The organism is Pantoea sp. SJZ147 (genome assembly GCF_007828605.1).
GTDB classification, from domain to species: domain Bacteria; phylum Pseudomonadota; class Gammaproteobacteria; order Enterobacterales; family Enterobacteriaceae; genus Pantoea; species Pantoea allii.
In genome coordinates, this window is record NZ_VIVB01000004.1 from 48,899 (window position 1) to 69,855 (window position 20,957).

The 20,957-nt window shown below is 50.9% G+C and carries 26 protein-coding genes; 9 read left to right on the forward strand and 17 right to left on the reverse strand.

All coding sequences use genetic code 11. The annotated features are described in order from the left end of the window. Positions 1-152: 152 nt before the first annotated feature. Positions 153-830 (reverse strand): hypothetical protein, encoded by a 678-nt coding sequence (locus tag FBY13_RS07350; RefSeq protein WP_063880001.1) that lies wholly within the window; start codon positions 828-830, stop codon positions 153-155. Between the two features lie 612 nt (positions 831-1,442). Between FBY13_RS07350 and FBY13_RS07355 the strand changes: the two genes are divergently transcribed. Both FBY13_RS07355 and FBY13_RS07360 read left to right on the forward strand, forming a co-directional pair. Continuing rightward, positions 1,443-2,147, forward strand: a complete 705-nt coding sequence (locus tag FBY13_RS07355) for a phosphohydrolase (protein ID WP_145393852.1) — start codon at positions 1,443-1,445, stop codon at positions 2,145-2,147. Between the two features lie 72 nt (positions 2,148-2,219). Further along, positions 2,220-2,471: an Arc family DNA-binding protein gene (locus FBY13_RS07360; RefSeq protein ID WP_063879999.1), complete on the forward strand. Its 252-nt coding sequence runs from the start codon at positions 2,220-2,222 to the stop codon at positions 2,469-2,471. Between the two features lie 85 nt (positions 2,472-2,556). Here FBY13_RS07360 and FBY13_RS07365 read toward each other — a convergent pair whose 3' ends face one another. After that, positions 2,557-4,173, reverse strand: coding sequence for a methyl-accepting chemotaxis protein (locus FBY13_RS07365; protein ID WP_145393853.1), 1,617 nt, complete (start codon positions 4,171-4,173; stop codon positions 2,557-2,559). A gap of 111 nt (positions 4,174-4,284) precedes the next feature. Continuing rightward, positions 4,285-5,664 carry a DNA (cytosine-5-)-methyltransferase gene (gene dcm, locus FBY13_RS07370; protein WP_096010440.1) on the reverse strand — a complete coding sequence of 460 codons (1,380 nt, stop codon included), beginning with the start codon at positions 5,662-5,664 and terminating at the stop codon, positions 4,285-4,287. 239 nt (positions 5,665-5,903) lie between these two features. Here dcm and FBY13_RS07375 point away from each other — a divergent pair, with 239 nt between their 5' ends. From FBY13_RS07375 to FBY13_RS07390, 5 genes are all read left to right on the forward strand, one after another. Beyond that, on the forward strand, positions 5,904-6,383 hold the full coding sequence (locus tag FBY13_RS07375; RefSeq protein ID WP_096010441.1) for a very short patch repair endonuclease: 480 nt from the start codon (positions 5,904-5,906) through the stop codon (positions 6,381-6,383). A gap of 65 nt (positions 6,384-6,448) precedes the next feature. Beyond that, entirely contained in the window at positions 6,449-6,736 is a 288-nt protein-coding gene (locus FBY13_RS07380) for a hypothetical protein (protein WP_145393854.1), read from the forward strand. A 90-nt stretch (positions 6,737-6,826) separates the two neighbouring features. After that, positions 6,827-7,738: a DUF808 family protein gene (locus FBY13_RS07385; RefSeq protein WP_145393855.1), complete on the forward strand. Its 912-nt coding sequence runs from the start codon at positions 6,827-6,829 to the stop codon at positions 7,736-7,738. Between the two features lie 35 nt (positions 7,739-7,773). Next, the gene (locus tag FBY13_RS23695) at positions 7,774-7,905 is read left to right on the forward strand and encodes a hypothetical protein (protein ID WP_255474456.1); all 132 of its coding nucleotides are present in this window, start codon (positions 7,774-7,776) and stop codon (positions 7,903-7,905) included. A gap of 172 nt (positions 7,906-8,077) precedes the next feature. Further along, positions 8,078-8,260 (forward strand): YodC family protein, encoded by a 183-nt coding sequence (locus FBY13_RS07390; RefSeq protein WP_063879993.1) that lies wholly within the window; start codon positions 8,078-8,080, stop codon positions 8,258-8,260. 90 nt (positions 8,261-8,350) lie between these two features. On the opposite strand, the gene FBY13_RS07395 is transcribed toward FBY13_RS07390, so the two are convergent. From FBY13_RS07395 to FBY13_RS07405, 3 genes are all read right to left on the reverse strand, one after another. After that, positions 8,351-9,571 (reverse strand): hypothetical protein, encoded by a 1,221-nt coding sequence (locus FBY13_RS07395; RefSeq protein WP_063879992.1) that lies wholly within the window; start codon positions 9,569-9,571, stop codon positions 8,351-8,353. 40 nt (positions 9,572-9,611) lie between these two features. Beyond that, positions 9,612-10,400, reverse strand: a complete 789-nt coding sequence (locus FBY13_RS07400) for a mannosyl-3-phosphoglycerate phosphatase-related protein (RefSeq protein WP_145393856.1) — start codon at positions 10,398-10,400, stop codon at positions 9,612-9,614. Between the two features lie 376 nt (positions 10,401-10,776). After that, complete coding sequence (locus FBY13_RS07405) at positions 10,777-11,001, reverse strand: DUF2525 domain-containing protein (RefSeq protein WP_063879990.1); 225 nt, start codon at positions 10,999-11,001, stop codon at positions 10,777-10,779. A gap of 311 nt (positions 11,002-11,312) precedes the next feature. Between FBY13_RS07405 and FBY13_RS07410 the strand changes: the two genes are divergently transcribed. Further along, positions 11,313-11,471: a YqaE/Pmp3 family membrane protein gene (locus FBY13_RS07410; protein WP_074181025.1), complete on the forward strand. Its 159-nt coding sequence runs from the start codon at positions 11,313-11,315 to the stop codon at positions 11,469-11,471. A gap of 63 nt (positions 11,472-11,534) precedes the next feature. After that, positions 11,535-11,729 (forward strand): protein DsrB, encoded by a 195-nt coding sequence (dsrB, locus tag FBY13_RS07415; protein ID WP_096010443.1) that lies wholly within the window; start codon positions 11,535-11,537, stop codon positions 11,727-11,729. Positions 11,730-11,855: 126 nt separating this feature from the next. On the opposite strand, the gene FBY13_RS07420 is transcribed toward dsrB, so the two are convergent. The 11 genes from FBY13_RS07420 to fliJ form a co-directional block, all read right to left on the reverse strand. Beyond that, positions 11,856-13,562, reverse strand: coding sequence for a methyl-accepting chemotaxis protein (locus tag FBY13_RS07420; protein WP_109718337.1), 1,707 nt, complete (start codon positions 13,560-13,562; stop codon positions 11,856-11,858). 140 nt (positions 13,563-13,702) lie between these two features. Then, the gene (gene rcsA, locus FBY13_RS07425) at positions 13,703-14,338 is read right to left on the reverse strand and encodes a transcriptional regulator RcsA (RefSeq protein ID WP_014593952.1); all 636 of its coding nucleotides are present in this window, start codon (positions 14,336-14,338) and stop codon (positions 13,703-13,705) included. Between the two features lie 627 nt (positions 14,339-14,965). Continuing rightward, positions 14,966-15,751, reverse strand: a complete 786-nt coding sequence (fliR, locus tag FBY13_RS07430; protein ID WP_063879987.1) for a flagellar biosynthetic protein FliR — start codon at positions 15,749-15,751, stop codon at positions 14,966-14,968. Further along, on the reverse strand, positions 15,751-16,020 hold the full coding sequence (fliQ, locus tag FBY13_RS07435; RefSeq protein WP_063879986.1) for a flagellar biosynthesis protein FliQ: 270 nt from the start codon (positions 16,018-16,020) through the stop codon (positions 15,751-15,753). Before fliQ ends, fliR begins: the two co-directional genes overlap by 1 nt. A 26-nt stretch (positions 16,021-16,046) precedes the next feature. Beyond that, positions 16,047-16,778: a flagellar type III secretion system pore protein FliP gene (fliP, locus tag FBY13_RS07440; protein ID WP_063881197.1), complete on the reverse strand. Its 732-nt coding sequence runs from the start codon at positions 16,776-16,778 to the stop codon at positions 16,047-16,049. Then, on the reverse strand, positions 16,778-17,176 hold the full coding sequence (fliO, locus tag FBY13_RS07445; RefSeq protein ID WP_063879985.1) for a flagellar biosynthetic protein FliO: 399 nt from the start codon (positions 17,174-17,176) through the stop codon (positions 16,778-16,780). Before fliO ends, fliP begins: the two co-directional genes overlap by 1 nt. A gap of 1 nt (position 17,177) precedes the next feature. Then, a complete protein-coding gene (gene fliN / locus FBY13_RS07450) occupies positions 17,178-17,591 on the reverse strand; it encodes a flagellar motor switch protein FliN (RefSeq protein ID WP_063879984.1) in 414 nt (137 codons plus the stop codon). After that, entirely contained in the window at positions 17,584-18,591 is a 1,008-nt protein-coding gene (fliM, locus tag FBY13_RS07455) for a flagellar motor switch protein FliM (RefSeq protein WP_063879983.1), read from the reverse strand. The genes fliN and fliM overlap by 8 nt, the downstream gene beginning before the upstream one ends. A 4-nt stretch (positions 18,592-18,595) precedes the next feature. After that, a complete protein-coding gene (fliL, locus tag FBY13_RS07460) occupies positions 18,596-19,081 on the reverse strand; it encodes a flagellar basal body-associated protein FliL (protein ID WP_109718338.1) in 486 nt (161 codons plus the stop codon). A gap of 129 nt (positions 19,082-19,210) precedes the next feature. Beyond that, positions 19,211-20,491 (reverse strand): flagellar hook-length control protein FliK, encoded by a 1,281-nt coding sequence (locus FBY13_RS07465; protein WP_145393857.1) that lies wholly within the window; start codon positions 20,489-20,491, stop codon positions 19,211-19,213. Next, on the reverse strand, positions 20,488-20,931 hold the full coding sequence (fliJ, locus tag FBY13_RS07470; RefSeq protein ID WP_063879980.1) for a flagellar export protein FliJ: 444 nt from the start codon (positions 20,929-20,931) through the stop codon (positions 20,488-20,490). The genes FBY13_RS07465 and fliJ overlap by 4 nt, the downstream gene beginning before the upstream one ends. Positions 20,932-20,957 lie beyond the last annotated feature (26 nt).

Consider the following 20,957-nt stretch of genomic DNA (forward strand, 5'->3'; position numbering starts at 1 on the left):
CCAGCTGTCGCAGAATCCTGAGAGACCGGACAGGAAAATGCCAGCATCAGAACCTCATGCTGGCATTGTCGGGCTTCAGGAATGAAGACGTTATATTCAACCTGTTAGCAAGAAAATTGTCTGTGATTCAGCCCGCAAAGCGCAGGCTAAGTTTACTCACGTTCGGCGCGCTGAAACTCGATCACCCACACCCACGGGTTTACCTGCCAGCTGGTTGCGCCGTACTGCTTTTGCCAGGCCTTGCGATAGGCTTCTTTTGGCATTTCTGAGTTGACATTCATGGTGAAAAAATTATTCAGAAAGTGCGAATCGGTTTGAACGCCTTCCGCCATGATGTCATCTTCGCTAATGTCCTGGATTTGCTCCGCACGCACATCCGTGATGAGCAGATTTATACGGCTGGCCCAGCGCGGCATATGTATCGCCGTTTGCCAGCCAAACTGCTCGGCGTCCGGTCCACCCAAGGTATGCTGCCCCAGTTCATTGCTGTCCGCCCGGTACTGGCAAAATTCTGGCGAACGGAAAGGCACGGGATCGCGTTCATAATCCGCCAGCGCACTTTCTGGCACAATCGGGCCACGCCAGGTTTCGCGCACCCAGAGTAGGTCGCCCGGCATGCCATAAGGGCAGTGATAACGAATGTCGTTCATTGTCATCATTTTATCGCCATGCAGGTGGTTCGCCTGAACATCAAAAGCATGAACCCCTTCATGGTGATCCTGCCCCGGACCGAAAGCCTGCGTTTTCATTATGCGCCGGGTTTGCGTTTGTTGGCCAACTAACAGGGCACGAACCCGCTGTTCGGAAAAAAGAATCGGCCGCTCTTTCATGGATTACCTCTTTTTATTAGTAGAACCCGGTTACTGCTAAAACAACAAGGGCATCTAAATGGTGGCAATATCATAAAAACTATAAATCATTACCCTTAACAATTTGCTGTCTTATAGCCATCTGAGCATTGGAGATTTTTGCCCCGAAAAAGGGGAGCGGATAAAAAATCAACAACGCGGGTGTTAATGCGCGTTCCGGGACATCTGATAGTGAGAATACAGTACGTTATATCGGCAAAAATAGGAACCTTTTCAGATTTATCTGTCTGTCACTTTCGCCGATTTTATTGATAAGTGCGATCGGGTTATGTCATGTTTTTTGTGCCTCGTCGATAAAATGCCTTTCAGGAATCATTACATTTATTAAACTAATTAACCTGCCTGCAATTAAATCAGTCAAGGCTGAAAAAGCGGCAAATGGCCGTTTTAATTACGTCAAAATGCTATAAAAATGATCAGCGTCTCATTTTCTTTAAGAATTTAAAGGTTCAAAAGGTGATTAACGTCCGCTGTGTAAAGAAAATGTCATTAGCTATTCGCTATGATGGTAGGCCGTAAGCGCTTAAATCGTCGTCAATCAGGACGCACTTCAACCCCGACAGGAAAGAGACTATGTCACTCACTCTTTGGCAGGCTCGCTATGAAACCTGGTTTGAAAACAACTGGATTCATGATGATGGCGCGCATGATATCGCACATTTACGCCGCGTGTGGATGAGCGCTCAGCGCATTATGACCGGCACCCAGGCCGATCCGCTGGTGGTCCTGACCGCGTGTTATTTCCACGATGTGGTGAATTTACCGAAAAATCATCCTGAGCGTCATAAGGCATCTACCTATGCCGCCAGCGAAACACAGCGCATTTTACAGCAGGACTTCATCGATTTTCCTGAGGAACTGATCGAGCAGGTAATGCATGCCGTTCAGGCGCACAGCTTCAGCGCGGCCATTACGCCTAAAACCCTGGAGGCGAAAATTGTGCAGGATGCCGACAGGCTGGAATCGCTTGGTGCAATCGGCCTTGCGCGGGTGTTTTACACGGCAGGTACGATGAATCGCCCCTTATTTAACAGTGCGGATCCGCTTGGCAAAGATCGGGAACTCAATGATGTAAAGTGGACGCTGGATCACTTCCAGACCAAGTTACTGCGGTTGCCAGAAACCATGCAAACCGAAGCGGGGCGCATGCTGGCAGAACACAATGCTGACTTCCTGGTAGGCTACATGGCCAAGCTGTGTGCGGAGCTGCAAGGCAATTTAGTGGGCCTGGATGAGTCGGTGCTTCGCGATTTTAGTCTCTTACACGCTGAATATTAAATTTTTATGACAGTATAGGAATCGATACAGTCATCCGGTAGCGTGGGAGTAATAACAAAAAGGAGTGATGAAATGACCGAAACTGTTAATTTAACGATTAAAATTGATCCTGCATTGAAAGAACATATCAAACAGCTGGCGCTCGAAAATCAGGTGTCAATGAGCCAGGAAATCGTGCAACGGCTTCAGGCGAGCCTGAATGCGCCTTCTCAGCCCATCATTGACAGCCAGAACACAGAGGAAGAAGCCTCGGATGCATTAAACTCAAGCGAAATTAAGCAGCTCCGTACGCTGCTTAAGAAGCAGAGCAAGAAAAAGAAATAACAAAAATCCGACGTGAATGCCGTTAAGACAATAGATAAAAGCCGCCTTTAGTACAGGCGGCTTTTTTACGACTCAAGCTTTACGGCTACAGCGTGATACGGAACTGCTGGACGCTTTCGGCCAGGCGTGCAGCCTGTTGTTGTAAGGTATCAACCGTGCGGCCCTGTCGGGCGCTGAGCCCTTCATTCGTCTGAAGTTGTTTGTCCAGCGCCACCACTTCTGCGGCAATGCCGGTGACGCGTCGGCTTTGTGCCGTGGCGTTTTCCTGCAGCTCTTTTAGCTGCGCCACGACGGCGCTGACTGATGCGCTGATCTGGTTAAACAGCGCTTCCAGCGATTTCACCTTATTGAAGCCCTCTGAAATGTGCAGCTGCGTATTATTTACCAGGCCATTAATTTGTTGAGCAGATTCGCCACTCTTATTGGACAGATTTCCCATCTCTTTCGCAACCACGCCAAAACTGCGTCCATAAACCCCCGCATGGGCGGATTCAATCGCGGCGTTGAGCGCCAGCAAACGCGTTTGCAACGACAGACCATCCAGCATCTCAACGATACCGGCAATTTCCCCTGAGGAATCTACAATGTGGCGCATCTGAACCTCCATTTCATCCACCTGAAGCGTACACTGCTGCATCAGGTCATCGGCGAAATGGGCCTGCTCGGAGGCCTGCTGTGAAAACAGGGTACTGTTTTCAACTTCTTCAGACACGCGGTGTAAACGCTGTGAAATATGGCTAAAGCTGCTGTTTTGCGCTGTATATTGCTCACTCACCTGTTCATTGGTGTGCTGCATTTCACGCGTTCCGTCTGCCACACTTGCTGCAATGGTATTGATTTCTACCACAATGGTGCGCAGCCCCTGGCGCATCTCCGCCACCGCATTGAACAGTTTAGCGGTTTCCAGCGACTGCAAACGGGGCGGAATCGGGCAGCTAATTAAGTCCCCGGTTGCAATATCCTGTAACTGACGGCTGGCCAGGCGTAATGGAATGATCACACCTCGCAGCAACAGTACGCCGCCGGTGAGCAGCAGCGTAAACAGCAGCGCGGTTACCATCAGCGACAGGTTGCGGCTTTCAGTCAGCGTTTGCAGCGTCAGGCTGTTTACGGCAGTGAGTTGCTTATTGGTCTGGGTGATTTCGTTAAACCATGCGCTATTAAACTGCTGCTGATAGGCCTGCATCGGTACCATAAAAAAGGCATCGATGTTGTTCGCCTCCAGACCTTTCAACTGCTCTTCTAATCCCTGGGTCAGCAACACAAATCCCTGCTGAAGTTCGCCGCCAGGCGCCGCGTGATAGTTGGCAAAAAGCTGTTCCGCATGCAGCAAAGACGATTTAGCGGTCTCCGCCAGGCTTTTCCAGCTGTCAACGGAACCGCTTTTCTGATCTTCCATCAGATAAAGGCCGGCGCGATGGCTGTTATCGCTGGCTGTCAGCAGCTCAACGCGCGCACGATCCAGCAAAGCCAGCCGGTCACGCATGGCGCTGGCCTGGGTCAGGTTGACTTGAGTATGGCTGACCTGAGCGGTAAGCAGAACAATACCGATGGACTGCAATAAACAGAACAGCACCACAAAGAGCATAAAATTCCCGCGCAGGCTGGTCAGCCAGGTGGGGATGGCGGGAAGTATAAACCTGGGGCGTTGCTTCAGAACGCGCAGCGACAATAAAGTGAGAGGTGACATCATTCTACCCATCAAGTGAAAAAGCAGCAGTATTCTGGGCTTGCGTGACGATGTTGTGACAATCCCACCGGGTAGCAGGAAAAGAGAGGAATCGTTGCGCCTAAGCGCAACTTTCAGTGTGAGTCAGGCTTTTAAATCGCGGATATACGGTGAAAGTAGCTGTGCGACGGCGGCAAATACCGGCACCACTACGGAGTTACCAAATTGTTTGTAGGCCTGGGTGTCGGACACCGGTATACGGAACGGTTGACTGTCTGCGGTATCAAACCCCATTAATCGCGCGCATTCCCGTGGCGTTAAACGACGCGGACGTCGTGCCATATTACGGGCATCAAGAAAGTCGGCTTCGCCTTTTTCCCGATCCCAACCGCGATCGATTAAAATTTCCGAGCCATCTTTATAGTAGCGGGCTGACAGGGTTCGCACACAGCACTGTTGATTTTGCGGATCGTTGAGGCCAAAGCCGAAGCCGTTCCCCAGTGCCTTGTGCTTTTTGGCGTAGTCATAGAGATAACGCCATAATACAGGCGACAAAATGTATTTTTCGTCAGGCTGAGGCTCCAGCAAACTTTGTAAGCTGGGGACCTGTGCAGGAAAAAATTTGCGGATATCGCGCAGCGTAAACTGTTCTGAACCGGCAATGTCCCGCCGGATGCCGACCAGAACGATACGTTCTCGGTGCTGTGGCAGAAAATAGCGAGCATCAATCACTTTAGGATCGGGGGACGTGGCATCTGCATCCGCCACGTCGTATCCCAGCTCATTCAGCGTTTCCATAATGATCGCAAAGGTCCGGCCTTTATCATGGCTCTTGAGATTCTTCACGTTCTCCAGGACGAAGAACGGCGGCTTCTTGGCCGCCAGAATGCGTGCAACATCAAAAAACAGCGTGCCCTGAGCCTGACATTCAAACCCATGCGCCCGGCCCAGTGCATTTTTCTTGCTGACCCCGGCGAGGGAAAAAGGCTGACAAGGAAAGCCGGCCAACAGAACCTGATGATCGGGAATTGCCGCATCAATTGACTGATAAATCGCCTGTTCGTCCGTGAGCCCGGCGGGCTGCGTCACCTGGCGGATATCCGTATTAAAATGGTGTTCCTGCGGATCGCTGTAGTGATTGGCCCGATAAGTACGAATCGCCTCTTTATTCCATTCACTGGTAAATACGCATTTACCGCCGATACGTTCAAACCCACGTCGAATGCCGCCGATACCGGCAAACAGATCGATAAAGCGGAAATCGGGTGAATCATAATGCGCCGGCCGTGAAGGCAATAACGCCTGTAACAGTGATCGTTCCGCAGAGGCCAGAGAGGGCAACGCGCGCTTGCCCTGACGAATACTGTTCAGCAGCGGCGGCGTCCAGTGCGAAAAGCCTGCCTGATGCAAACGTTCGACCACATCCCGGACGGAATAGATCGACAGCACCTGGTGTAACATGTTCAGTTCATCGGAATGCAGAGCGGCAGGGAGAAGAGGTTCAGCGGGTGCGACGGCGTGCATGCAAATATCCTTAACAGTGAAGCGCCTATGCTAACACTCCTTGCTCAATGAGGAAATCCGCAGGCACGGGGTTAGACGGTGTTTCCGTGTGCGCGGGCTTCAAAAAAGAGACAATTGTTGCCCGCGTCGTCACGGAACGCGTGGACATCAAGCTAAATATTTGCCCCACTTTCATGGTGCTGGCTTTCACTTTTCAGGACGGCGACTAAAGTTGAATAAGTCGCTATTAAGGAGGTGCTATGGTCGACGTTCACTCCAGCGAAACGCGCAGTAAAAATATGCGCGCCATTCGTCAGCAGGACACAGCCATCGAGCAGCGGATAGCTTTGTTGCTCAAAGATCGTGGATTCACCTACCGGGTACAGGATAAAAATCTTCCGGGCCGGCCCGATTTTGTCGTGACGTCGCATCAGGCCATTATCTTTGTTCATGGCTGCTTCTGGCATCGCCATCACTGTTATTTGTTTAAAGTGCCCGCCACGCGCACCGAATTCTGGACGGGCAAAATTAACAGCAATGTGGAGCGCGACCAGCGTTACGTCCGGCAGTTACGGGAAAATGGCTGGAAGGTACTGATCATCTGGGAATGTGCACTACGCGGTAAAGTCAAACTGGACGATGAGGCGCTGCTTGAACGCCTGGAAGAGTGGCTGCTGGCGATGAGTGACAGCGCCGAGATTGATCACCAGGGCATTCATCATTACCGCGAGAGTGAATGAGCCAGCCTTGCTAATCCGTCGCGTAAAAGGTTAGATAGACGCTTTTCCGTGACCGGGAGCCCAAAATGAGCAGCATAAAACTGACGGTTAAACGCCTTTATCAGATTCGTGATGAGCGCATGGTGAACACCAAAGCCACCGCCAGAATCTATGCTGGGGAAACGCTGGTGGCCACGGAAGAGATTACCGGGATGACGGAAAGCCCGGTCAGTAAATATCTGCATATGGCGGGTCCGTCCGGACAAGCAGTGCGTGTCGAATGGGATTGTGAGGGCATCGCTGATATGACCGTGAGAGAAATTGAACGATGCCCGTGTTGTCAACATAACGAACCGGAACAGGCACCACGGTGAACACCGCATCGCCTTGCACATCGTCGAGGATGATGTGTTGCGGCTGATGCAGGCAGAAACCGTTGCTGATGACCGAATAAGGGAAATATTTTGGCAGGAACCAGTTTATTAACGCTACTTGATGATATCGCCACGCTGCTGGATGATATCTCGGTAATGGGAAAAGTCGCCGCAAAGAAAACGGCAGGGGTGCTCGGTGACGATCTGTCACTGAATGCACAGCAGGTGAGCGGTGTGAAAGCCAACCGCGAGTTGCCGGTCGTGTGGGGCGTTGCCAAAGGCTCCTTCCTGAACAAACTGATATTAGTGCCATTGGCGCTAATTATCTCCGCGTTTGCGCCCTGGCTGATTACGCCATTGTTGATGATTGGCGGGGCGTACCTCTGTTATGAAGGCGTGGAGAAAGTGCTGCACAGCCTACAGCATGATAAACAAGAAAACTCGCCAGAGGCGCGTCAGGCACGTCTGGATAAGTTGTCCAAACAATATCCGCGCGATTTCGAAAAGAAAAAGATCAAAGGCGCTGTGCGAACCGATTTTATTCTGTCAGCCGAAATCGTCGCCATCACCTTAGGCATCGTCTCCGAAGCTCCGTTACTGAATCAGGTCGTGATCCTGGCAGGTATCGCGATTCTGGTCACGATTGGCGTCTACGGCATTGTGGCCGGCATTGTTAAAATTGATGATTTGGGGTTCTGGCTGCGTGAAAAATCCTCACGCGTGGCGCAGGCGCTGGGTGCGGTATTACTGGCCGCTGCCCCCTGGTTGATGAAGATTCTGACCGTGGTCGGCACGCTGGCGATGTTCCTGGTCGGTGGCGGCATTATTGTCCATGGCCTGACCCCATTACATCATCTGATTGAAAATGCGATTGCACCGTTCAGTGCGCTGGTTTCAAGCCTGCTCAGTAACGGCGCAAACTTAGTGATTGGTTTTATCATTGGGTCAATCGTGCTGTTAGTGGTTAACCTTATTGCCAAACTGCGTGAGTCATCGGTATAAAAGCGCATTCTTTAACGCGTTCTGGGGAGAAAACTATGAGCGACGACATGTTTGAATTTGATATTGATGCTCAGTTAGAGCAGGCCGAAGCGAAGGCAGAAAAAAAGGCGGCAGAAGTGCCAGAAGACCTGATTGACGACGCCGATTGCGAAGGCTGCAAAATCTAATCTACTCAACCCCCGAAGCGGATAATGCCTTATCCGCTTTATTTATTTCCGCTATATCCTTCTACGTTATTCTGAATTAGCCATTTTTATGCGCGTCTTAACAGCAGCAACTCTTTTACCGTGCTATAAAGAAATGGTTTCAATGACAGCCAATTCTCAAAGAGGGCGCAACATGGTTTTTGCAATCAGTGATGAAGTACAGCATAAGGAAGGCGGGCAAACGATGGTGGTGACCGGACATGCCAGCGGCATGGTGGAATGTCGATGGTATGATGGTTATGCGGTCAGGAATGAAGCTTTTCGCAGTGATGAGCTTAGTCATTCCAGCGAATCGCAGCCCCAGTTTACGTCCTGATTTCTGCCGTCCAGGCCTGTGATTGCTCACTGGCCTGGCCGATTTTATGCTACCTGGCTTACACGCCGTTATCACAAGGCGCGCGCAGCATCAGACGTTGCCGTCGTTATCCTCTTCTACCGCTTTATAAATACGCTGCAGAATATCCGGAAAAGCCGACTGGACCCGACTCCAGCTGGGGATAAAGGGTTTATCATTTGGGCGCTCAATAAATGACTGTCCGGCGTCAAGAATCGACTGCGTAAACATTTCGACGGCGGCTTCCTCAACGTGCTGATCGAATTTCAAACCGTTCATGGCCGCTTCGTGATTGTAGATTTCCATCATATCCAGCGCATTACGGTAATAGGTCGCTTTAAGCACCCGGAAGGAGTCACTGGTTAACGGCACGCCCATGGTCGCCAGCTTGCGCAGCAGTGACTGAACAATATCGTTGCTCATGCGCTTCAGGCCGCCGGTGCCATCATCTTCCGCCAGCGGCTGATGTTTGTGGTCATAGTTATCCGCAATCTCCACCTGGCACGACTGGCGCGTGGTGTAATTACGGTAAATTTCCGAGAGCACGCCGATTTCCAGTCCCCAGTCACCCGGAATTTTGATGCCGTTAAGCACGTGTGTCCGCATCGCAAATTCGCCGGAGAGCGGGTAGCGAAAGCTGGACAGGTAATCAAGGTATTCGGAGTGACCGTAGACTTTTTGCAATGAGCGCAGCAGCGGGCCCACCAACAGGCGACCTACGCGGCCGTTCAGCTTGCCATCGGCAACCCGTGCGTAAAACCCTTTACAGAACTCATACTGGAAAGCCGGGTTCGCCAGCGGGTAGAGCAGGCGCGCCAGCATGCCGCGTTCGTAGGTGACGATATCGCAGTCGTGCAGTGCGACACAGCTGGTGCGGTCAGACGCCAGCGTATAGCCGGTACAAAACCATACGTTACGGCCCTTGCCCGGATTGGTGGGCGATAAGCCCTCTTTGTCGAGTTCCGCGTCAATGGCTTTGAGCCTCGGGCCATCATTCCACAGGATGCGGTGACGCTGTGGCAGTCGGGAAAAAAACTCGCGGGCATGAAGAAACTGATCGCGGTCAGCCCTGTCCAGCCCGATGACAATTTCATCCAGATAGGGCACCTTAGCCAGCTCATCCACGATTTTCGTCAATGCCGGGCCTTCCAGTTCGGAAAACAGCGATGGCAGGATCAATCCCATTTTGCGCTTACGGGCAAAGCGCACCATTTCCTTTTCCAGTGACTCAACGCTGCGGTGTGTAAGATTGTGAAAGTTAGTAATTACGCCATTCTGAAAAAAATCACTCATTGCATCATCCTTATGGGGTTGCCAGAGGAACAACAGCTTTTCATGGCTGAGTCAAAAAATGGTCCAGACCTTCACGCCAGCCTTCCGGGCCATGATGTGTCGTATGGAAAACGCGGTCATTATCGGCGCGTTGCAGAGTGACAGGCGTCTTGCTGTAGCCCTTTATCACCACGGCATAATCGACCGCATCCAGCATCGGGGCATCATTTGGCCCATCGCCCAGGCCGACAGTGATATACGGCTGGTCTGTCTGGTGCGACAGCAACCAGCGTAAGGCTTCACCTTTGCCGCTTCTGGCGGGCATCACATGCCAGAAACGACCGCCCTGGGTCAGGGAAAGATGATAGTCAGCAAGTGCTGCGCGAAAACGATTGAACGCCTCATCGGTATCCCGCCAGACGATCACCTCGGATGCATCACGTTGGCGGGCGAGGGCGGCATCCGCCTCACTCAGGCCGGTCATGGATGACACATCGACATCGCTAAAGTCATGAAAGCCGGTAAAGCGGAACTGCTGCTGTAACGTAGCCAGAACCCGACAAATCGACTTATAGTTCATTTTATCGTCCGGGATACGAACGCTTTTGCTGTCGTCGAGGTAGAGCACCGCACCGTTCTCAGCAATAAAAGGCGCGCCCACAACGCCGAGTTTGCGTTGCAGGGGCAGGATTTCAGCCGCCGTTTTACTGGAGCAAATAATTAAGGGGACAGCGTGCTGCCTCAGCCTGTCGAGCCACTCTGCGGCGGCATCCCAGTTATAATCGTGGTGGTCAAGCAGCGATCCATCGAGGTCGGTCACTATCATCAGCGATTCATTCAAATTGGGCATCCTGATTTCCTTCACTCTGGTTTGACACTACAGCGTAGTCATTACGTTTTAGTGTAGTTGAGTCTACAGCAGGCTTTGATTTGCGTAGTGGAAGCCCTATAACCAGGAGGATTCCTAAAACCGGAAGAGGGGAAAAGCTGGTTCCGTCATATCGTGCATCGATTATTGCTGAATTAACAAGACAGAGGAGTGGGTTTGACCGCGCGGGCGGCAATGAGGTGAGTAAAACACGCATGGAAAAGGCTTGTTATGGCTTATGGGAAGCGTAGTCTCAAACAGCACTATGACTTCCCTGATGTAACGAATTGACTACTTACCTGGCTCGCGCCGGGTATTTTTTTGTGTGCGCTATGGCGACAGGCGCGCGGCTTCTCGTCTATCGGCTTATCTCGCCATAACGGCAATCCTGAATATCCATCTCACATTGCTCGGCGGGTTCACGGCACAGCCCGGCACGATGATCATCCGCGAGCGAGGATGAATGCTTTTGTTGAGAAAAGTAATCCTGAAGATCGCCTGTGCTTTCAGGCTGTATCGCCTTAAGCAGCGCGTCCATTTCTCTGTCTCTGTCGTTCTGATCGGGTAAGTGGGGAAGCGTCATGGCATGCCTCCAGCGGTCAGTGTGAGCAATAAATATACAACTTAGCGGAAAATGCGGGGGCAGGGAAGTTAAAAAAAAAGCCCGCGCTGCGCGGGCAAATGATCCTTGTTACTTTGGGTGTGTTGTATTTCCTGGGGAGGAAAGCAACGAAATGAAGCTTATATGTTCTGCCTGTTAAACGTCTCGCAGGGAAATGTCAGGAAAATGAAAAAACGCATTACTCAGATTTACCTGACTTTTGCTGTAACCTGGCAAAAAGGGGCTATATTTGATAACAAAACGGTTTTTTATCAATACCTAAAGGAATGGTTATGGACTTACTTCGAATTCTTATCGCGATCTTACTTCCCCCACTCGGTGTTTTTATGCAGGTGGGTTTTGCAGGCGCGTTCTGGCTCAATATCTTACTGACGCTGTGCGGATACATCCCGGGTATCATTCACGCTGTCTGGGTCATCGCACGTCGCTAACGCCTGCATTACGGGCGCTCTTCGATTAAACTGTTCAGCAGGAAAATATCAGGAGAGTCGTAAATGAAGGTAGACGATCGCGTCAGTGTTAAAACGGATGGTGGGCCACGGCGAACCGGCACAATCCTTGCCGTAGAGCCTTTTAGTGAAGGCACAATGTTTCTGGTCGCGTTGGAAGATTACCCGCAGGGTATCTGGTTTTTTAACGAGAGCAGCCATCAGGATGGCGTTTTCGTCGAACCCTATCCTTCCGCCTGACGCCTGCGCGTAACCGGTAAAAAAAATTGCCCTCTGCATAGTGATACGCAGAGGGCGATTTTTTTCTTACCTGCCTGCCTGCCGGTCAGATAATGTCTGGCGGTGTGGCTAAAGCTTCAGCGTTTTTTAAAACGTTTCCCAGTTCTCGTTGCCGTGAGTGACTGCGGCTGGACGTAACGTTGGCGCGGAAGCTTTTGGGGCCGTATCCGGTTGATAAGTTGACTTCGCTACCGGCGTATCCTGTAAACGGAACGCGGCGACCGCTTTCGTTAACTTACCCGCTTGATCTTCCAGTGAGGACGCTGCTGCAGAGGCTTCTTCAACCAGCGAGGCGTTTTGCTGTGTGACGTTATCCATCTCAGTCACGGCCTGGCTGACCTGCTGAATACCCCGGCTTTGTTCATCGGAGGCCGCGGCAATTTCCGACATAATATCGGTCACCCGACGGACCGCTTCTACGATCTCGCCCATGGTGCTGCCGGCTTCACCCACCTGCTGTGAACCACTGCTGACCAATTTCACAGATTCTGCGATTAACGATTCGATTTCTTTTGCAGCCTGCGCACTGCGCTGGGCAAGGTTGCGTACTTCACTGGCGACGACCGCAAACCCGCGTCCCTGTTCACCTGCACGCGCAGCCTCAACCGCGGCGTTAAGCGCCAGAATATTGGTCTGGAAGGCAATGCTGTTGATCACGTTGGTGATCTCGGCAATTTTCTTCGAACTGCCGGAGATGTCGTTCATGGTTTTCACCACGCCGTTCACCATATCACCACCACTACGTGCCTTGCCTGATGCATCAGCGGCCAGCTGGCTTGCATGGTGCGCATTATCAGCATTCTGTTTTACCGTGGCCGTTAGCTGTTCCATGCTGGCTGCGGTTTGTTCGAGTGCGGCAGCCTGTTGCTCTGTACGAGAGGAAAGGTCGGTGTTGCCAGCCGTAATTTCACTTGAGCCCTGATAAATCGCAATCGCACCTTCACGAACCGTGCCTACCGTTTTGATTAACGACTGCTGCATGTGTTGCAGGTTGTCCAGCAACAAACCAATCTCGTTACGACCATGCGGGACGGAAGGTGCCGTTAAATCCCCTTGCGCGATACGTTCTATATGCGCCACTGAACTGCGCAGTGGATTAATGACCACCCGACGTAAAAACACGAAGGTGAGCAACACCAGTACAAGGGCAGCAATAAATGCGGAACCCATAGCGATAAAGCCAATACGAGACTGCTCGGCGGCCTGATCGTTGATCTGCGTGGAGCGCGCATCACGAAGTTTAATCGCTTGCATCAACACGGCTTTATAAGCGTTATCCAGTTTGCGCGTCGTATCGGTTTCCTGAGCAATGATACTTTCAAAACTGCCCTGTTTTCCGGCGTCGATCATCGGCATCAGGCCCTTAGTCACATACTCTTTGAACAGAGCCTGTAACTGCTCGTCCACCTTGATGCCTTCAGGGGTTTTACTTTTACGATTCAGATAGATTTTAAGACCTTCTGAAGCCTGTTTGATACGATCGGCGGTTGCCGCCAGGTTGGCGTTAAACTCATCCATTTCGCCAATACGTGCTGCGGCACCGGCCTGGATAATATTTAACCGCGCAGAACGCATATGAGAGGAACTGTCGACCAGCCCATTACGTACCTGAATTTCGTCGGTTGCGTCTTTTAGTGATTGATTACTAAGGATAAGGAAATAGCTTGATATCGCGATACAGAGCGCGAACAGAAACAAGATACCGCCGAATATCAAACTAAACAGGGGAACCAGGCGGATGTTTTGCCAAATACTGAGTTTGTGATGTCCTTCATTAACCAGCGTCGTGTTCATTTCCTTGCTCTCTTAGGAGGTTGTTCTGTTGAACAAAACATCGGCAAAAGAACGGAAAGGTTTACGCTTGAAAATGAGATCTGGATCGCTAATCCAAAAAAAAACCGGCCTTGTGGGCCAGTTCCTGAAGGTGAGAGGTACTACCTTACGTTGACATAGATACCGGACGTCACGTTATCGGTTAAACGCACCACGTGATAAATCACCTGTTTGTTATGCGTTTTAATTTTCCGTTTGATATTGCCTTTGTGTGACGAAACGGTTTTTGCTTTAATTTGCATTTTATCTGATATCTGGATGGTGTCATGACCTGACATCCACATTTTCAGCATATTGGACTCCGTCTGACTTAGCGTAAGCGGGTGAACATCGAGACCCGAAGAAATACGCGGTGACATATTGAGTTTCTTTTGCAAATAGGTGCTCAAAAGTGAATCCAGCGTCGAAGGCTTGATGGCTTTTGAGGTGATAATTAAATTTTTACGGACATACAAATATTCTTCAAAATGAATATTACTGATGGCCATAAATATAAAAAACAGTGTCTCAGGATGCTGATTAATAACACTGCGAATACGTTCGCTGGAGTCAGTTTCATGAATGAAGCAATCTTCATTAATAAAAACAACACCAGGTTTTAACTGCTCACATCTTTGCTGTAATTGCTCAATGTCGGAGACAGAAGTGATATTTTTCTTCTTCACTCCTTTCGACGACATATAATCTGATAATCCCAGGCGTGTGTAGTTGCAGGAATCCATAATAATCGTTGGCATGTTAGCGACCCTCACCAATTTGTTATCCGTTTAAATCAACGATGAATTACGCGTTGCGGTACGAGAAGATTTCAAAGCGCTTTTTTTTATTGTGCTGATGCAGCGAGGCAACAGGCAATGGCCCATAAAATTCTTCTTCCCTGACCCGTTCTGCAAAAATTTTGTATTGCTCTGACCTCACACATGAGCCTGTATCAACCTGATTTGTTGATATAAAGCCGCACTGAGCGAAATACCGTTTTTTGGGAGCGCTGTCACTATCGCCGAAAACCCAGAGTTTTCTGATAGGACAAGTCTTAAAAACATTTATTTCACGAAAGTGTGATGTCGATAAGCGATTTGACAATGCCGGAAAAAACATTTTCTGACAAGAAAAATCACATAAAAATTTTTCTTGAATAAATTCAATGTATTGCCGAATTTATCACCAAAACAACCCTGTCGATGACTCTGTTAACCGCCTGACTAAAATACGCGAAGCGCGGTTTAATAAGAATAATTTTAAGACTTTCCGCACGCTTATCAGATTATCCTTAGTTGATTTCTGAAAAATGTGGTTTGAAAAATGCTCTGATAGTTATGGGTTTCTTAAGTATCAAAAGTGATAAATAGTTAGATACTTAATGTTCAGGCGGGGGACAGTTCTGTCAGGAACAGGGCCAGCAGATCAAATATTTCGCCGAACAGGTGCTCACAGAAGGGCGCAAGGAGAGGCATTAGCAGGCTGATGGTCAGGATGCCCACTGATAAGGTAATCGGGAAGCCAATCGCGAAGATTGATAACTGTGGTGAAAGGCGGTTTAACAAACCCAGGACCATGTTTAGCGTGAGGAGTAAAACGATCAAGGGTAGCGCTAACATCATGCCGTTAAGGAAAATCATGCTGGCCGATTTTGCCAGTGCCATAAAAGCATTAGCGTGCAGCGGTTCGCCGCCAATGGGCAACGTATGAAAACTGTCCGACAGCAGCGAAATAAGCCACAGGTGACCATTGAACGTCAAAAATAAAAGCATCGCCAGCATGTCGAGGAAGCGAGCAAGGACGGGCATGTTCAGTCGGCTGGCGGGATCGAAGAAGGTGGCAAATGACAGGCCCATCTGCAAGCCAATCAACTCACCGGCGGTACGAACGGCAGCAAAGGCAAACTGCATGGTAAAACCAATGGCAATACCAATGAGCATCTGCTGAATCAGCAACATGAAGCCAGCCGGTGAAAACAGGGTCACGTTTACCGGGGGCAAATTGGGGATCAGTATCCAGGTAATCATGGCCGCAAGACCAATTCTTACCCGTTTGCTCACCGATCGTTCACTGAGCACCGGGGCGGTCGACAGTAGGGCCAAAATGCGCACCAGCGGCCAGAAAAATTGACTGACCCAGTGAACAAGTTGGCTACTATCGAGAGTAATCATCAGCCGATGATATAAGGCAGGTTAGAAAAGACGGTGCGGATGTAATCCAGCAACACGTTTAACATCCACGGGCCGGCAATGATGCCAGTGGTTGCCACTGCAATAATTTTTGGAATAAAAGACAGCGTTTGTTCGTTGATCTGGGTAGCCGCTTGCAGCAGGCTCACCAGTAAACCGCTAACCAGCGCGGCCAGTAGCATGGGGGCAGCCAGTAGCAGCGCAACGCGCATCGCTTCCTGTCCCATAGCCATTACCGATTCAGGTGTCATGTATTTCTCCCGTGCAACGGATGAGATCAGGAATAGAAACTTTGTGCCAGCGATCCCACCAGCAATTGCCAGCCGTCCACCAGAACAAACAACATTAATTTAAAAGGCAGAGCAATGGTTGCCGGGGGAACCATCATCATACCTAACGCCATTAATACACTGGCAACGACCAGGTCGATAATTAAGAAAGGAATAAATACCGTAAAACCAATTTGGAAAGCCGTTTTTAATTCGCTGGTGACATAAGCAGGCAGCAAAATACGCATCGGCACGGCTTCGGGTCCCGCGATGGGAGCCGTATTAGCGAGGCGGGCAAATAATGCTAAGTCGGCCTCACGGGTTTGACGCAGCATAAACTCACGCAGCGGCTGCGACCCTTTTTCAATCGCCACATCCATATTGATTTTATCCTGACTAAAAGGCAGGTAGGCATCCTGATAAATTTTATCGAACGTCGGGGCCATAATAAAAAAAGTTAAAAAGAGCGTCAGGCCAAGTAATACCTGGTTAGGTGGCGCGGAAGGCGTCCCCAGGGCACTACGCAGCAGGCCGAAAACGATAATGATGCGGGTAAAGCTTGTCATCATTAACAGAATGGCCGGAAGAAACGTTAACGAGGTAATAAAAACCAGCGTTTGCACCGGCAGTGACCAACTTTGGCCACCATTGGCTAATGGCTGACTAACCAGGCCCGGCAGTTGGGCATGGGCGACCGGTGCCAGCAACAGCAGCGGCAGAAGAGGAAGCAGTCGACGCATCATGGATTTTTTCCGGGACGTTTAACCAGATTTTGTAACAACTGACGGAAATCCTGCGGTGCTGGCTTTTCCGGTGTGTTCATGTCGGGTGAGGCCGGTGGCAACGTATGCAGGTGAGTAATCTGCTGAGCAGTGACGCCAAGCACCAGGCGCGCATCAGGTGTATCCACAATCACGACGCGCTCGCGCTGACCAACCTGCACACTGGCCGTAAGATTAAGCTCACGGCTGCCCACTTTTTTAGGCGCAAACCCCATGCGGCGAGCCAGCCAGGCACAGGCCAGAATCAACAATATAATGACGACTAATACGCCACTGACTTGAGTCAGCACTGAACCTGCCGAAATCGGCTGCGCCGGAGGCGTAGCAGGTTGTAGCGTGTGATTCTGGTTATTCATCTTAACGGCTCAGGCGACGCATACGCTCTGACGGCGTAATAATATCCGTGATGCGCACGCCATATTTATCGTTCACGACGACGACTTCGCCCTGAGCAATCAAATAGCCATTAATCAGGATGTCCAGAGGTTCACCTGCAAGACCATCCAGTGAGACAACGGAACCCTGAGTCAGACGCAGGAGTTCTTTAATCGTCATTTTTGTGCGGCCAAGCTCGACGGTGAGCTTCACCGGGATATCCATGATCAGGTCAATGTCCTGCAACGAACCTGATGCATTACTGCTTTCAAACGTTTTGAATACGTCGTCACTCTGTGAAGCGCTGGCACCAGAGCCAACCTGCTCATTCATTGCTTCAGCCCACAGATCGTCCGCAGAGATGGTGTCATCGGACGGTTTCTTGCTGTCAGTCATGGGGCTGTTCCTCGTTAAGCGAATTCAAAATCGGGTTAATCAAATGTTCAACACGCAGGGCGTACTGGCCGTTGAGCGTGCCATACTGGCTGGTTAAAACAGGCACACCGTCCACATGGGCAATAATGCGCTCTGGCTTTTCAATCGGCAGAACATCACCAGGCTTCAGCTGTAAAACGCGCGACAGACGCAATGATGTTTCAGCAAAATGGGCAATCAGTTCCAGTTCAGAGTGCTGAACCTGCTTCACCAGATTGTCGCGCCAGTGTGTGTCTTCTGAACGCGAGTTTTCCAGTGGCGGATTCACCAGCAACTCACGCAGAGGTTCAATCATCGAAAACGGAATACAGATGTTGAACTCACCGACAAGGTTGCCGATCTCGACCTGGAAAGGCGTATTCACAACGATATCGTTAGGCGATGTGGTGATGTTGGTGAACTTCACCTGCATTTCCGAACGCACGTACTCGACATCCAGTGGGTAAATGGCTTTCCACGCATCGCTGTAGCCGTCCAGCGCCAGCTTCAGCATGCGGCGGATGACACGTTGCTCAGTATGGGTAAACTCACGTCCTTCTACTTTAGTAGGAAAACGGCCATCACCGCCAAAAAGGTTATCAACTGCAATAAAGACCAGGCTCGGCGAAAACACCACCAGTGCCGTACCGCGTAACGGTTTAAGGTGGATCAGATTCAGGTTGGTTGGCACCGGCAGATTGCGGGCAAACTCATGGTAAGGCTGAATCTTAATCGCGCCTACGCTGATATCCGGGCTACGGCGTAGCAGGTTAAACAGCGCCATACGGAAACTACGGGCAAAACGCTCGTTAATAATTTCCAGCGCCTGCAGACGCTCGCGCACCACGCGACGCTGGGTATTCGGATCATAAGGACGAATGTCGCCCTCAGGTCCGTTTTGTTTCTTTTCTTCTTCCGCACTGCCACTGTCGCCGTTAAGTAGCGCGTCAATTTCAGCCTGGGAGAGAATGCTGTCGCCCATTGATTCACCTCAAAATGAAGGCGGTAAACAGTACGTCGTCTACAGCCTGCGGAGGTTGACCTTTTACCAGTGGTGGTGCCAGTGCCTGTTTGATTTGCTCAACAAGCGCTTGCTTTCCTTGCTCCGTCGCCAGCGCAGCTGCGCTCTGACGAGACAGCAGCAGTAACAGACGACTGCGAACCTCAGGCAGGTAGTCACTCATCCGACGACGTGTTTCTTCATCCGCCAGACGTAGCGTAAAGCCTACGTACAGAACGCGGTCTGGGTCGTTGTCGGGATTGACCAGGTTAACCGTAAATGTATCAAGTGCAAAAAAGACCGGGGCGGGAGGCGGTTCAACTTTCGCGACCTCCGGCTTATCACCCTCGTGTTTATTCATTATTCGCCAGACTGCATAGCCTGCCACGCTGCAAGCGGCCAGCGTTACGATCAGTAACACTGGTATTAAGAGTTTTCGTTTGCGGCCTTTGGCTTTCGCGTTATCAGACATTTTTGCAGTAACTTCCTGTGAATTATGGGCAAGCCTCTCGGCTCGCCTGAACAGATTATCGCGTGTCTTAAGTCAAACAATGGCAAGAAAAGACACGGGTTTTACGCTTACCTTCAGCGTTTGTCGCTGTCAGGCAAATGTGTCGACTGCGCCCTTGCCGGTTAACCGGGCCTGAAGAGACTGCGGTACGGCAATGGGCGTGATGTCGTTATCACTGTCCTGAGTAAGGGAGAAGCTGCCGTGCTGTCCGTCGCGACGCGCCTCCTGCTGCTGCTGGAAGCCTTGTCCCTGCGAAAAACTCTCACTGCTTACCTGACTCTCACCCAGGTTAATACCGCTTTCAGCCAGCGCACTACGCAACTGGGGAAGCGCGGCTTCCAGCGCGGCTCTGACATGGCTATGACTGGAAACCATACTTAACTGTGCCTGATCGTTATTCAGTTTCAGGCTGATCTGAATCGCACCCAAATCTTCAGGATGCAAACGCAGCTCTGCGTTCTGCTGACCGTTGCGACTAAACATCACAATTTGCTGACTCAGCGCCTGCTGCCATTCATTACTGCCCAGATGCGCATTGAGCATCGGGGTCGACGGTGAGTTCATTGGCGCTGCTGCGCCAGGCGACTGCAGCAAACTGCTGGCGCTGCTCAGGGGCGCACTGATAATGGCCTGATTATCACTGGCCGTTGCCGTTAACGGGCGGTCATCCTGCTTCGTGACGCTGCTGAGTATTTGCTGAAAGCTGCCGTCAGTGGTCAGCGTCGCAGGTGCAGTCGCAGTCGCGGGGTTATGGTTTGTCGCGGAGGTTATGCCGCTAGCAGCCTGATTGGTCTGGCTGACTTTGCTCGCCAGGTTTCCGTCCTGCACCTTAGTGTTCTTCGTTTCTTTGTCATCACCGGTCAGTGCCGTATTAACAGCCTGGGTGAGGGCTGACAATGCTGAGCGTGGTGCCTCCCGAAGGCTGTCGGCGTCACGGCTTGCCACGCTCTCTTTGACCGCCTGCTGCAGACCCGTTGCCGGTAACATGGCAAACAGCGCCTGAATATTCTGCATGTCGCTGTTATTAAGGACGGCGCCAGTTAACTCATCTTTATCATCGGCTGATTTTGTACCGGCTTTAATATTTTCCGGTTTAAACAAGGCACTGAGCGCCGCGGGTGTTTCCAGCGAAGAGAGCAGGGCATTCAATGACGTGGCCGTTTTACCCTCAGTGTCAGCGGTAACATTTTTATCGGTAGCCAGCGGGGTTTTACCGTGCAGTTTAGCGAGGGAAAGCAACTGGTTTCCCAGGGCGGTAATAAAGTCCTGTGGCAGAGCCTCTCCACCGCTGGCGAGCAAATCTGTAGTACCTGATGTTTCAGCGGTGCCGATGGCTTTGGTCGTCAACGCGGTGTTTGGCAACGTAATCATTCGCCTTTCCTCTGTGAAGCCCGTTGGGCAAATTCATCCATCCGTTTCTGATCGAGACGGTTTTCTTGTCGTAATGCATTTTCCTCTGCCCGGGTAATCAGCGTTTGGTAGGCATTCAGGCGCTGCTGTTTTTCACGCCAGTTAACCAGCGCCTGCTCCAGTCGTTGATTCCAGTGCTGTAACTGGCTGCGATGCTGGTCAATCGCTTTTTCCAGCGTCTGGATAAACTGGTGATAGTTGGTCCAGCGATTGCTGGCAATACCGCTGGACATGTCGCTGTTCAGCTTGTTTCGGTATTCATCCTGATAATCAAGCAGCATGGTGAGCTGCTCGTTAGCCGCCTGCTGACCACGGCGCATATCGCCTAACAAAACGGCAGCGCGTTCCAGGTCCTGTTCCGCCAGGTCACGCAGTGTGTCAATCGCATTAGCTGTTTTCATTAGGATGTCCTCGTATTAAACGCGCG

Coding starts and splice junctions, on each gene's coding strand:
- FBY13_RS07350 (WP_063880001.1), bottom strand. CDS start 830: ATGAAAGAGCGGCCGATTCTTTTTTCCGAACAGCGGGTTCGTGCCCTG.
- FBY13_RS07355 (WP_145393852.1), top strand. CDS start 1,443: ATGTCACTCACTCTTTGGCAGGCTCGCTATGAAACCTGGTTTGAAAAC.
- FBY13_RS07360 (WP_063879999.1), top strand. CDS start 2,220: ATGACCGAAACTGTTAATTTAACGATTAAAATTGATCCTGCATTGAAA.
- FBY13_RS07365 (WP_145393853.1), bottom strand. CDS start 4,173: ATGGGTAGAATGATGTCACCTCTCACTTTATTGTCGCTGCGCGTTCTG.
- dcm (WP_096010440.1), bottom strand. CDS start 5,664: ATGCACGCCGTCGCACCCGCTGAACCTCTTCTCCCTGCCGCTCTGCAT.
- FBY13_RS07375 (WP_096010441.1), top strand. CDS start 5,904: ATGGTCGACGTTCACTCCAGCGAAACGCGCAGTAAAAATATGCGCGCC.
- FBY13_RS07380 (WP_145393854.1), top strand. CDS start 6,449: ATGAGCAGCATAAAACTGACGGTTAAACGCCTTTATCAGATTCGTGAT.
- FBY13_RS23695 (WP_255474456.1), top strand. CDS start 7,774: ATGAGCGACGACATGTTTGAATTTGATATTGATGCTCAGTTAGAGCAG.
- FBY13_RS07390 (WP_063879993.1), top strand. CDS start 8,078: ATGGTTTTTGCAATCAGTGATGAAGTACAGCATAAGGAAGGCGGGCAA.
- FBY13_RS07395 (WP_063879992.1), bottom strand. CDS start 9,571: ATGAGTGATTTTTTTCAGAATGGCGTAATTACTAACTTTCACAATCTT.
- FBY13_RS07400 (WP_145393856.1), bottom strand. CDS start 10,400: ATGCCCAATTTGAATGAATCGCTGATGATAGTGACCGACCTCGATGGA.
- FBY13_RS07405 (WP_063879990.1), bottom strand. CDS start 11,001: ATGACGCTTCCCCACTTACCCGATCAGAACGACAGAGACAGAGAAATG.
- FBY13_RS07410 (WP_074181025.1), top strand. CDS start 11,313: ATGGACTTACTTCGAATTCTTATCGCGATCTTACTTCCCCCACTCGGT.
- dsrB (WP_096010443.1), top strand. CDS start 11,535: ATGAAGGTAGACGATCGCGTCAGTGTTAAAACGGATGGTGGGCCACGG.
- FBY13_RS07420 (WP_109718337.1), bottom strand. CDS start 13,562: ATGAACACGACGCTGGTTAATGAAGGACATCACAAACTCAGTATTTGG.
- rcsA (WP_014593952.1), bottom strand. CDS start 14,338: ATGCCAACGATTATTATGGATTCCTGCAACTACACACGCCTGGGATTA.
- fliR (WP_063879987.1), bottom strand. CDS start 15,751: ATGATTACTCTCGATAGTAGCCAACTTGTTCACTGGGTCAGTCAATTT.
- fliQ (WP_063879986.1), bottom strand. CDS start 16,020: ATGACACCTGAATCGGTAATGGCTATGGGACAGGAAGCGATGCGCGTT.
- fliP (WP_063881197.1), bottom strand. CDS start 16,778: ATGCGTCGACTGCTTCCTCTTCTGCCGCTGCTGTTGCTGGCACCGGTC.
- fliO (WP_063879985.1), bottom strand. CDS start 17,176: ATGAATAACCAGAATCACACGCTACAACCTGCTACGCCTCCGGCGCAG.
- fliN (WP_063879984.1), bottom strand. CDS start 17,591: ATGACTGACAGCAAGAAACCGTCCGATGACACCATCTCTGCGGACGAT.
- fliM (WP_063879983.1), bottom strand. CDS start 18,591: ATGGGCGACAGCATTCTCTCCCAGGCTGAAATTGACGCGCTACTTAAC.
- fliL (WP_109718338.1), bottom strand. CDS start 19,081: ATGTCTGATAACGCGAAAGCCAAAGGCCGCAAACGAAAACTCTTAATA.
- FBY13_RS07465 (WP_145393857.1), bottom strand. CDS start 20,491: ATGATTACGTTGCCAAACACCGCGTTGACGACCAAAGCCATCGGCACC.
- fliJ (WP_063879980.1), bottom strand. CDS start 20,931: ATGAAAACAGCTAATGCGATTGACACACTGCGTGACCTGGCGGAACAG.